This window comes from Oleiphilus sp. HI0132, from assembly GCF_001635845.1.
This window is the reverse complement of sequence record NZ_LWGJ01001086.1, coordinates 1-11,699: the sequence shown is the minus strand read 5'-3', so window position 1 is coordinate 11,699 and position 11,699 is coordinate 1. Positions and strand designations below refer to the sequence as shown.

Here is an 11,699-nt window from a genome sequence, read left to right as displayed (position 1 = left end):
GCATCTATTCAAGCTTATAGGAGAGTAATATGAACATCTCAGTCAACACACGAACAGCTTTTATTAGCCCTGGCGTTAGATTCGACCTTGAGCGAAGATTAGGACGAATGTATCGAAAGGCTGCAGGGTCTATTCAACGAATCAACGTTAACCTAGAAGATGTGAATGGCCCAAAAGGCGGCGTTGATAAACAATGCAAAGTTAAGGTTACACTGTTCGGGCTCCCGTCGATTCTTATTACTACTACACGAGACAGCACAGAGAAAGCATTTGTAGATGCATTACAAAAAGTAAACCAGACCTTGTTTCGTAAGCTCAAAAAACATAATCGAGTTCGCAGAGCTACTCCCTTGCTCGACGTTACTGAAGAGGCCAATGAAGCCAAACTGGTTGTTTAACCTCTAGCAACAACAGGCTGCAGATCGATCAACCCTGACTGGGTGAATCGCTGACGCAGTCTGCTTTTGACGCTGCAACAAAACCTTTAATCAAGACACCGTATCCTCTCTCCGCGAAAACACCTTTAAAAATCAGGTCACAAAATAACTATACGAATTTACCCCTCCGCTCAGGATAGTTAGAGTCAATGATCTACTGTGATTTTTCAGGTAGTTTATGAACTACCCAGTATCCCACACTCATCGCGAAGACTAGTACTGCGGTGGCATAAACATACTCTGGTTGAACCTCTTTGTAATCCAGAATAATCACCTTTCGCGCTACCGCCATTAGGGCAGTAGCCATCACAATCTTTACATGAATCACATCATCACGTAGATAGACGGTAATATTGATAAGGATCTCAATGGCAATCAAGACTGCCATGAACGCCCCAAACGTTGCCAACATATCAGAGATAGTGAGTATAAACAGCGGCGGTGTTATGAGCTTTTGATACAGTGTCCAGCCAACATCAATAACGCCCATCACAATAACGACAGCCATCAATATTGAGAGTAACCGGACGCAGTACCGAACCAAGACATAAATACGAGAAATCAAAATACTTTCAGTGTCATTTTTCATCTTAAGTGTCCTATCTAATAAGGTATTGAATCACTCACTATTTAACAACAGGAGACTCAAACCCTTCTGGCTTCAAAGTCAGCACTGAGCAATTGACCTTACCCAAAATAGACTCTGCGGTATTGCCTATGATCATGCCAGCAACATTTGAACGGCACACAGTCCCCATCACCAAGATATCAATTGACTGATCATCGACGAATTTGGGTATTTCATTCTTGGGCTGCCCCTCAACTAAATGTATCTCTCGAATACGCCGCTTAGCATGCCCCGTTAGGGCGTCAACTCTCTCTTTCCTAGAGTGCTTTTCTTCTCTTGCCATAGCTCCGACCTCGAAGTCACTGCGCCGCCCCCAAGTACTAAGATACCCTTCACCCGCAAGGTGCCAGATATGAACAATATGCAGCTCTGCGCGATATAACTCCGCCAGGCTCAAAGCTGCATCAAGTATCTGCTGATTCAAGCCGCTATCAACATCAATGTTACTTACATCGATAGCTGCGGCTATTTTCATTTCAGGGCACATTTTTTGGTGGCCAATCGCGAAAGTTGGCGTGGGTGACTTACGCATCAGGTGCATCAAAGTGCTTCCCATAACACTACTATCTTTCTTGTTGGTACTAGGCTTAGAGATGGCAATACAATCATAGTGGCCCCGCAACGCACTTAATATAAGATTGATAAATGCCACGCCTGTTACAACTTCGCGCTCAAATAACACATCAGGAAGCTTTTTTTCTAAGAGCGCAATCATGGCATCCAGCCGCTCAAGCTCAACATTGATTGCGTGCTCTAGGAGTGTCGCAGGAGAGGCTCTCATATAACCCGAGATTCTAGAAAAGTCAGCGTCTTCGATTACAGTAATAAACTTAACCTCTAGCGGTTCATCATTGTCACTCCTCAAGCCGATAAGCTCACCCAAGCTTGGAGCAATTCCACCTCCTGGAGAAATAGGTACCATAATATGATTCAATTTCATTTTTAGTCCCTCTCATAATTTGGAAAATATAATCCAACACTTGACAGCACTAATCATCAACTAAAACGATTAAAAGCTAAGCCATTATTTCAACTATTAATGCTCGTAAAAATCAGATTTTAGCTAAATGATTACTCGATTTTAACGAACATAAAGTTATGCTAAGAGTATTGCAGAATATAAAAAAACCCCGCAATGCGGGGTGTCTCGAAAGTTCGCTCGAGCAAGGGAGTTAGAATGGTTTGTATTCGATAGCTTCATACAGCTACTTAATATAGCCTCAGTTTCTCAATGAACATTCCCTTAAAAAAGCAGTTTAATTCGTTCATTTAATAAGGAATTTTCTGACACAGATAAATCTTCGCCTAGATCTCTTTGGGGGCTTAAGTCTCTTTCGCGCTAACACCACATTGAAAGAGGAGGGTTGGCAGTCACACACCTTAAAATATCAGTGCGGGAGACAATCCCCACTAAACGATGCTCAGCATCCACAATAGGGATTGCATCCAAGCTATACATGACTAAGGCCTTGGCCACTCTACGAACATCTGTCACAGGATCCGCTGAAACAACAGATTTCCCCCTTGTTTGGATAACACTCGATAATGAAGTGTCCCGCCCCATTTGAACCGACGATTGAGACAAGAGCTTAGCGTATATTTGTTGGCGAGAGATTACTGAAACTAGCTGCCCTTTATTATCCAGAACAGGAACTACCTGATAATGCACCTGTTCGAATAACTCAAGTACGTATCCCCATGTATCGCTTAGCTGAACACTAACGACCGGTTGGCTCATAACTTGGTAAGCATGATAAACAGCTTCTTGCTGTGAGTTTTTCTTAAGCAAATTCTGATATTCAGAAATCGCTTTGACGGGCACATCATAGGAACTTCTGGCTTGCTCATTCTCTTCAAGCTCTACTTCTGTATAATTTAAACTCGGTATTGTCGAGGTATTGGCGGGTTTCTCAACCTTCCTAAGCTTTTCCAACGGCCCAGCGAAGGCCCGTCCACTCGGTGAATATACATAGAACATAGCAAAATCCCCCAATACAATTTATACGACTTAGATCATCCCGCCTTTCTGGGATCGATAAAAGTAGCTTTTTACTTACTAAACGGTCGCTTTTTTCGATCATAAGGAAAGCTTCTACAATACTGAAAATAAACATTAAGCTGACACTAAACAAACCATCATCGAAAAAACCGATCTAAAATCACATTATCTTCGTATATAACTTGCAATATTGATGAATTACGATTGTCAGTCAATACACCTTAGGGGGCTTAGCATGAGACATATCAATTACAACCACCTGCTATATTTTTGGACCGTCGCTCGAGAAGGCTCCGTCGCAAAAGCAGCTGAGTCTCTTCATTTAACGCCTCAAACAATCAGCGGTCAGCTGAAAATGCTTGAAGAAACTATCGGTGAGCCTCTGTTTCAAAGAGTGGGTCGCGGCCTAGTTATCACCGAGATGGGGCGCATGGTTGAGCAATACGCCGATGAAATATTCAGCCTGGGCGCTGAGCTTACTCAACGAGTCAAAAGCAAGCAGCCCGGAGCACCAATTACTTTCAATGTTGGAATCGTAAACTCCATTCCCAAACTCATCGCTTATAAACTTCTCGAAGCAGCTATGAAACTAGATGATCCGGTAAAAATCGTCTGTATGGAGAGCGACCTAGATAGCTTGCTTGGAGATTTAGCCGTTCACAAACTTGATTTGGTGCTATCTGATCGCAGTATTCCTACCGGGCTCAATGTTAAAGCCTTTAGCCATGAGCTAGGTTCTAGTAGCTTATCTTTCTTTGGCACAGACGAATTGCGGCACCAACATTCAGGAGAGTTCCCTGAATTGCTAAATGAGGCACCCGTTCTTCTCCCTCTGAATGATCATGCTTTACGTAGAAGCTTGGATGATTGGTTTGATCAGGTAGACATATCACCAAATGTCATCGCAGAGTTTGACGATAGTACATTGCTAAAAGCATTTGGCGAAGGCGGTGCAGGTTTTTTTCCTGCGCCATCAGCCATGGCAAGCCAAGTTGAGCGCATGTATAACGTTAAGTCGATTGGTGAGATAAACAATGTTAGCGAACACTTCTTTGTTATTTCACCAGAGCGAAAATTGAAACATCCGGCTGTCGTTGCAATTACCGATGCAGCACGACGAAGCTTTTCATCTATTAGCCAAGCATCTTAGCTGCCGCTTCATCTGAAATTCCGCGCATGCGGCGCAGCATATAACGTTTTGCTTTGGCAAAGCTCTGTTCAATCGCGACACCACAATTTTCGCTCTCTACCGCTAGCTGTAAGTGCTCCCCTACACATGGGTGAATATTCAGCTCACAGTAGTAAAGAGCTCTATTATCATGTTCTTGTTGGCGTTCCTCTATCAACAGATTTACTGATTCAATATCAGTGTTAATGCCACTCAGGTGAAAGGAATAGTAAAGATCGACTGTTCTGCTCCAGTTACGCATTACGTGCTCACTTACATTTAGGTACAGCATAATTTCAACTCCGTGTTTTTTTACTATGCTAACGACCAACTACCCTAGGTATCCATAAGTTATTCACTCATAAATACTTCGAAGTATCCGAAGTATTTATGAGTGGCAATTTAAATCCATGCTTTCCCCCAGCCGTTTGGTTAAAGATCCAAAAAAAATTGATCAGTTTTTTTCGATCATATTGAGCTGAATATTCGACTTTTTCATAGCTAGGTAAAAGCATATAAATGTCTTCTCATCATTTAAAGCAAGGACCTACCTATGACAAAAGTTTTTCGAGAAATGGTTGAGCATGACGCAGCAGGGGGAATTCTATTAATTCTCGCGGCTTTGGCGGCACTCATCATGGCGAATACAGCTTTCAATGGTTTCTACCAAGGTGTGCTTAACTTACCCGTCACCATTCAATTCGGCTCCTTTGAAATTGCTAAACCGCTATTGCTTTGGGTCAATGATGGCTTGATGGCACTGTTCTTTTTCTTGGTCGGCCTAGAAGTTAAACGAGAAATTATTGAAGGCCACTTATCTTCAAAAGACCAGATAATACTACCTGCTATTGCCGCTGTGGCGGGCATCATTGCTCCCGCTTTAGTTTATGTTAGCTTAAATCAACAAAATCCGGCGGCACTTCAAGGCTGGGCTATTCCATCGGCAACTGATATCGCCTTTGCTTTAGGTATATTTAGTCTGTTCGGCAAAAGCCTACCACTGACCCTCAAGCTATTCCTGCTCTCGGTTGCTATATTTGATGATATCGGTGCGATAGTCATTATTGCCATTTTTTACTCACAAGACCTATCAACAGCCTCTCTTGCCGTTGCCATTTCAGGTCTGTTTGTTCTAGGCCTGTTGAACCGATTCAAGGTGAGCAAACAAGCGGCTTACATTATTGTCGGTATCGTTGTGTGGGCAGCCGTACTCAAGTCAGGTGTTCATGCTACGCTAGCGGGTTTCATCGTGGCTTGGTTTATACCAATTAACGTGGCCACTGAAGACGGACACCCAATGTTAAAGCAAATGGAACACAGCATTCAGCCTTGGGTTGCCTTTATGATACTGCCTGTGTTCGCATTCGCGAATGCCGGTGTCAACTTAATCGGGATCGGCACTCATGATCTATTTAACTCAATTACATTAGGTATCGCGCTTGGGCTGTTTTTAGGCAAACAACTGGGAATCTTTGGCGCTTGCTGGCTGGCGGTGAGATCAGGTATCGCAAGCCTGCCAAAAGATACCACATGGCCTCAATTATATGGTGTATGCGTACTGTGCGGAATTGGTTTTACCATGAGCTTATTCATCGGCACACTCGCTTTTGAGAGCCATGACCCAAGCTATCACGACAGCGTCAAACTAGGTGTTCTGTTAGGGTCAGTTATGTCAGCTGTGATGGGGGCCATCATTATTATAAGAAGCCGAAACAATAAAGCTGTATAAAGCGGCACACTCTAATGCACCAACCTGTGCCAAAGAGGGCTGACTCGTTAAATAAATAGCACTCTTTGGTACAAAATTTCGTTTATATAGATCCACTAAGCAAAATTCAGCGTACAAACACTAGGTAGATATTATTTTTTATTTCCCTGATTTTTAAGACGAGGTGATTTCTGATATGTGGAATAAAGCACGAAGCAGTGCCCCCTTGCTCATCATAATAACTTTGCTGAGCCTCATATTGGAAGGCTGCTCACTACTTGGTATACGCACTACAGATGAGGCTCGCTATACCGTTGAAAAGAAGGTCGGCAATATCGAAATAAGACGATACGAACCTGTCATGATAGTTGAAACCTACGTAAATGAGCCCAACTTTCGTGATGCAACCGACCAATCCTTTAGACGTTTGTTTGACTATATTTCTGGGGCCAATGTTTCTGCCAATGACATTTCGATGACAGCACCAGTCATCGCTGAACCACAGGAAGAAAAAGGTAAAATAGTTGCGATGACCAGCCCTGTTATTGCGAGTCCGAGCAAGACTGAGAACGAACGGCAAGGCTGGATTTTGAAATTTGTGCTACCAGACAAGTTCACTATTAACAATTCTCCTCAACCTACAGACCCGCTTGTTTGTCTTCGTGAGGTTCCTGAAAAACGAGTTGCAGCGATTAGCTATTCAGGATTATGGAGTGAAAGCAATTATCAAAAACATGTCAATCAACTGAGTGACTGGCTCAACAGCAATAATTACTCTTCAATTTCACTAGCTAGTTATGCAGGGTACGATCCACCCTGGGCACTACCATTTCTGCGACGCAATGAGATATTAATTGATGTTCTACCTTAGGTTGATAATTGTGCTCGCCTTAGTGTCGAGCTCTGTTTCATTGAATGCTGAGCCATATCAAACCGGCAGTAAGGAAACGTCGCTAGTAAAAAAAAGCCAGGCTAGAAAACAACAGACTGGCTGGTTTTACGGTGCTTTTACAAGCATCAATTCCTCTTATTATGCCGGCGTAGGAGCTGACACGGTTGCCCTGCCTATTATAGGTTATATAGGTACTAGGTTTAGCTTTTTGGGGCCTCGTGCCAGCTATATCATACATCAGAGTGCTGAACTGGAAGCTTTGGCACTCATCACCTATAAGTCGGTCGGTTACAAACCGAACGACTCAAAGCATCTTGACGGAATGACGAGGCGCCAGAACTCATTGTTTGGCGGTCTGAGTACAAGCCTCAAAAAAGACAGACTGTCGTACACACTTAGCTATCTTCATGATTTACAGAACCATTCAGGCGGACAAGATTTCACCCTTGCAATGTCATACCGTTACAATTACGGGCCATTTTTTTTGACTCCAAAGATCTCTTTAAACTACTTGGATAGCGCGTACAGTAACTACTATTTTGGCGTGCGCGATCACGAATCCAATTCAGATAGACAAGCTTACACTCCCAACACGTCGATCAATCCGTCTGTTAGCCTTAACTTTGCAACGCCAATTTTTCTCAAAGGCTTTACCCGTGCCAGCGTGACACATTCCTGGCTGGACTCCTCGCTATATAACAGCCCTATTGTTAACAACAAAAACCATTGGAAGGTAAATCTTTCTTTCACCCGATTCTTTTGATTTCAAACCTGAATCAAGCTGATGCACCCTTCCAATAAGCCATTACTCCCTGCACTCAGTTTTCAATAACCATTGAGGTCACACAAAATGAACCAATCCAAGGCTGCAGCAATTATCATCGGCGCTAACGGGGGTATTGGGAGCGCAATCCTTAAACGTATGCAATCAGATAGAAGCATCACGACTATTTTTGCGCTGTCTAGGAACGAGCCCCAGAGAAATGAAAGTCAAAAAACAAAAACCGAATGGCTACAAACCGACGCCAAGCTTAGTTCGATTCAGGCTTGCTGCAAACAAATAGCGGACAGTCATATACCTATTCGATATATCGTGATCGCCAGCGGTTTACTACATAGTAAAGAACTCAACATAAAGCCTGAGAAACGTATCGAAGATATCAACTATGAAAGTCTGCATAGCGTTTTTGAGACCAACACGTTCATGCCGATTGTCTGGTTAAAAGAGCTGACCGGGTTACTGAATAAAAATTCAGCGACCACGATTGCTGTATTATCAGCAAGAGTGGGTAGCATTAAAGATAATCGGCTCGGCGGCTGGTATAGCTATCGAGCCTCTAAAGCAGCACTAAACATGCTTCTCAAGAATGCTTCTATTGAATACAGTCGTCGCTTTCCAAAAGCAAAAGTCATTTCATTCCACCCTGGAACCACAGACACCGAACTTTCAAAGCCATACCAAGCGGGCGTTCCAGAAGAAAAACTATTCAAGACCGACTTTGTCGCAGATCGGCTGCATCAACTCTTAGTTGAGTCAAAAGCAGATGGAAAGTTAAGTTTTAAAGATTGGAACAATATGGATATTGAGTGGTAGTAGGCCAGCTCTTGGCTTACTCAGAAACCTAAACCGAACCAAGCTACTAAGGTAACAATTGTTTTACTCAGCCTTTTCTACACGAGCCGTGTCGATTTCTAACTCATGAGTCAATGGCTATCATTGTTCTCCACGGGCGTCCATCACACACTGTATAGTTTGAGCATGTTTTTAGGCAGCCCCTGCAAGGTAATCTTAGGGTAGTGCTTTGTTTGCTGCGATGCTCTGTATCTACATTTTTACTTGTATTGGTAGCCATAAAATAACGCTCTCCTAGACTCGCTCTAATTCGAAAAAAAAGTCCCGCAAAGCGGGACAAAGGTAGATCGATTTAGATAACCACTTCTACTAAGGGGCTGTGATTACCGCATCGACTACATGAATAACACCATTTGAGGTTTCAACATCTGTAATCAACACCGTGGCATTTCCAACCATCAGCATACCCATATCGATATCTACTGTAAGATCTGTATCTGCACGCAATGTCGGTACAGCCGTGCCATTTGCTGCATAGGCAGCTATGGAGTCAATTTCTGTGCCGCTGATTACGTGTTGGCTCAAGATATCTGCCAAGCCACCTAAAGCAAGCACTTCACTAGGTGTACCCACTGCTGCGAACGCTGCATCAGTCGGTGCAAACACGGTGAACGGCCCATCCCCCACCAACGCAGCATCTAAGCCTTCTTGCTGAAGCGCGGCGAGCAAGGTTGTGAACTCTGCATCCACCTCAGCCCCTGCCAAATTAGTCACCAGCTCACCAATGGTAATACTGTCATCTGATAAAGCATCAGCTGATGGTGGCAATAGGACTTTATCAATCGCATGGATTATTCCATTTGATGTATCGACATCGGCAACAATGACCTTAGATGTGTTAATGAATAAGTCTGGGTCATCATAAGAAATTGCCAGATCTTTTGCGGTATATAACGGCGTTGTTGTATTGCCTGACAGGCTGATTGCGGTCAAAGCATCAACTTCAGAGTCCAATACATGATATTGCAGAATATCCCCAAGATTCGTTAGTGCAAGAATATCACCGGCACTATCAAACGCGTCATTATTTGCCACCAAGTCTGCAAAGGCATCATCAGTCGGTGCAAAAACGGTTAGGTCTGGCGTTGTCGCTAAAGTGCTTACTAAGCCAGCCTCAACGACGGCAGCCACCAATGTATCAAAGCGACCATCTGCTTGTGCCGTTTCAACAACATTGAAATAATTTGGTGGAATAAGAACCTTATCTATTGCGTGAATGATACCGTTGTCCGCAACAACGTCAGCGATCACAACTTGAGAGCGGTTAACAAATAGATCATCGCCAGAGACAGATACTTCAATACTCGACGTCTCAACAGTGGGTGTTGTGTTATCCATCATTCCAGCTAAGGATGTAGCTGCTGTCGCGTCAACCGTTCCAGATAAAACATGGTAAGTCAGGATATTAGCTAGGTCTGAACGCGCCAGGAACTCATCTGGCGTCACACCCAATGCTGTAAACAATGCATCGAAGGCATCGTCCGTCGGCGCAAATACTGTAAACTCTCCACCACTTAGGGTTTCACCTAAGCCTGCCGCCGCCACCGCAGCATAAAGTGTATCGAAGCTATCGTTGCAGTCAGCGATGTCTGCGATTTAACCCGTGCAAGACGCTGCGCTATCGTTATCGCTGTCACTACATGCTGACAATAATAGTGTTGAACTGGCAAACAACAATACGGATAAACTTTTGGCCCAAGAAAGCCTGTCTAAAAGTCGAGTGGACATAATGTGTACCTTCCCTAAATCATTCTTCAATTTCGTTTTGAGTTAATACCGACATCATTCTTACAAATTAAACATGCGTCGGTGACATTCATCTCGAGCGCTCAAACCAGTTTACGGGGAGGTTGTAAATTCGGATCACAATTAAGTTCTGTTTTCTAAAACGAAACGACATGAAAACACAAAATTATGATCCGTTTTCGCATTCTTCGAGTAAAGGTAATTAAACAGTGTCCGGAGAATAAGCACCTATGCTCGCTAAAGAATATGCTGAAACCAAGATTAGCAATACGAGTGGAAACCCTTATGACCTTGAGAATAATCAGCTGCCACAACTGCCTATCGCAACGCAAATGAAGCTCTATAAATCTATGGAGTCTTACGCCCTGTCACAGCTGGTTTTATTTGCTCAGTTTCCCAGACTACTGAGCTCTTTGAAGTCATTGGTCGAACTAATCGAGAACGAAACTCAAAAATACTTAAGAACCCAGATCTATAACGATGGAAGTGTCTATTTAAAAATCATTTCTCTCATCGATTCTCTTGAGGTAATCGACCATATCGAAGGTTCAAAGCAGCAGAGGAAAGCAGTAAGCAGAAAGCTGAAAAAAAACCTTTCACTTTGGAAAGTCCCTCGCCACCTAGTGATAAAAGTTATCAACGAACACATCAATCAAGAAAACACAGCAGACCAATTTCTTCTGTGTGATCAGGTCCACACGCTGGAAAAACTAAGTAAACAATATAAGAGCGAACGTAATGAACTAATAACTGCAAATTTGAAGCTTGTTTTTAGCGTAGCTGGCAAATTTAGATTCCTCGGAATGCCTTACAACGATTTAGTGCAGGAAGGCAGTATCGGCTTACTTAAAGCCATTGAGCGCTTTGATCCCAGTAAGGGGTTCCTCTTTTCGACTTATGCTTATACTGCCATTAGTCATCACATACATGCGGCTATCGAAAAGCAAGCAAGTGTCGTTCGTAAACCTTACGATCAACTCCGCGATAAAGCAATTGCCGACAAAACGAGGGCAAAGCTAGAACAGCAGCTATCACGACCTCCTAGAAGCCATGAGTTTAGAGCGAGTTTGCCAGATAACATCAGTAATAAAGCACCTTATGTCGAATTAAATACTCATGCGACCGCTAACACAGAATGGTATGCACAGTCTCCAGAACCTGAAGAACACGAACTCATTGGAAAAAACGAACAAGACCTAAAAACACAGGAGCTCCTGTACAAACGAGACCTAAAAAACATCCTAGGGAGCTTAGATCTACGAAAACAAACCATACTCCGAATGCGATATGGCATAGGAATCAACCGCACCTACACGCTAAAAGAGATCAGCGAGATACTCTTCATCTCATCTGAAAGGGTTCGCCAATTATCGCTTCAATCTGAAAAAGAGCTGAACACAATCTTAGAAAGTGAACCAGACACCGATCTGGGCAATGGCAATTGAGATCCATTATTCAATTTGATTCGTAATGATTAATAATGAGAGG

At 43.2% G+C, this 11,699-nt stretch carries 12 protein-coding genes; 7 read left to right on the top strand and 5 right to left on the bottom strand.

All coding sequences use genetic code 11. The annotated features are described in order from the left end of the window. The first annotated feature begins 29 nt into the window (after nt 1–29). Nucleotides 30–398, top strand: coding sequence for a hypothetical protein (locus A3766_RS14095; RefSeq protein WP_068515472.1), 369 nt, complete (start codon nt 30–32; stop codon nt 396–398). 193 nt (nt 399–591) lie between these two features. On the opposite strand, the gene A3766_RS14090 is transcribed toward A3766_RS14095, so the two are convergent. The 3 genes from A3766_RS14090 to A3766_RS14080 form a co-directional block, all read right to left on the bottom strand. After that, nucleotides 592–1,026 (bottom strand): phosphate-starvation-inducible PsiE family protein, encoded by a 435-nt coding sequence (locus A3766_RS14090; RefSeq protein WP_068515468.1) that lies wholly within the window; start codon nt 1,024–1,026, stop codon nt 592–594. Between the two features lie 37 nt (nt 1,027–1,063). Next, the gene (locus A3766_RS14085) at nt 1,064–2,005 is read right to left on the bottom strand and encodes a universal stress protein (RefSeq protein WP_068508639.1); all 942 of its coding nucleotides are present in this window, start codon (nt 2,003–2,005) and stop codon (nt 1,064–1,066) included. A gap of 399 nt (nt 2,006–2,404) precedes the next feature. Further along, nucleotides 2,405–3,043: an HPP family protein gene (locus A3766_RS14080; protein WP_068554077.1), complete on the bottom strand. Its 639-nt coding sequence runs from the start codon at nt 3,041–3,043 to the stop codon at nt 2,405–2,407. 256 nt (nt 3,044–3,299) lie between these two features. Here A3766_RS14080 and nhaR point away from each other — a divergent pair, with 256 nt between their 5' ends. Further along, nucleotides 3,300–4,214 carry a transcriptional activator NhaR gene (nhaR, locus tag A3766_RS14075; protein ID WP_068515460.1) on the top strand — a complete coding sequence of 305 codons (915 nt, stop codon included), beginning with the start codon at nt 3,300–3,302 and terminating at the stop codon, nt 4,212–4,214. On the opposite strand, the gene A3766_RS14070 is transcribed toward nhaR, so the two are convergent. After that, complete coding sequence (locus A3766_RS14070) at nt 4,198–4,524, bottom strand: hypothetical protein (RefSeq protein WP_068515457.1); 327 nt, start codon at nt 4,522–4,524, stop codon at nt 4,198–4,200. The two genes, nhaR and A3766_RS14070, sit on opposite strands and share 17 nt — an antisense overlap. A 261-nt stretch (nt 4,525–4,785) precedes the next feature. Between A3766_RS14070 and nhaA the strand changes: the two genes are divergently transcribed. The 4 genes from nhaA to A3766_RS14050 all read left to right on the top strand — a co-directional run bounded on the left by nhaA (nt 4,786) and on the right by A3766_RS14050 (nt 8,426). Beyond that, nucleotides 4,786–5,961, top strand: coding sequence for a Na+/H+ antiporter NhaA (gene nhaA / locus A3766_RS14065; protein WP_068515454.1), 1,176 nt, complete (start codon nt 4,786–4,788; stop codon nt 5,959–5,961). Nucleotides 5,962–6,136: 175 nt separating this feature from the next. Further along, nucleotides 6,137–6,811, top strand: a complete 675-nt coding sequence (locus A3766_RS14060; RefSeq protein ID WP_068515449.1) for a heme-binding protein — start codon at nt 6,137–6,139, stop codon at nt 6,809–6,811. 10 nt (nt 6,812–6,821) lie between these two features. Further along, nucleotides 6,822–7,595: a MipA/OmpV family protein gene (locus A3766_RS14055; protein ID WP_197482883.1), complete on the top strand. Its 774-nt coding sequence runs from the start codon at nt 6,822–6,824 to the stop codon at nt 7,593–7,595. An 87-nt stretch (nt 7,596–7,682) separates the two neighbouring features. After that, on the top strand, nt 7,683–8,426 hold the full coding sequence (locus A3766_RS14050; RefSeq protein WP_068515443.1) for an SDR family NAD(P)-dependent oxidoreductase: 744 nt from the start codon (nt 7,683–7,685) through the stop codon (nt 8,424–8,426). A 348-nt stretch (nt 8,427–8,774) separates the two neighbouring features. Here A3766_RS14050 and A3766_RS14045 read toward each other — a convergent pair whose 3' ends face one another. After that, nucleotides 8,775–10,052 carry a fasciclin domain-containing protein gene (locus tag A3766_RS14045; protein ID WP_255375490.1) on the bottom strand — a complete coding sequence of 426 codons (1,278 nt, stop codon included), beginning with the start codon at nt 10,050–10,052 and terminating at the stop codon, nt 8,775–8,777. Nucleotides 10,053–10,441: 389 nt separating this feature from the next. Between A3766_RS14045 and A3766_RS14040 the strand changes: the two genes are divergently transcribed. Then, nucleotides 10,442–11,656, top strand: a complete 1,215-nt coding sequence (locus A3766_RS14040; RefSeq protein ID WP_068515439.1) for a sigma-70 family RNA polymerase sigma factor — start codon at nt 10,442–10,444, stop codon at nt 11,654–11,656. The last annotated feature ends 43 nt before the right edge of the window (nt 11,657–11,699 follow it).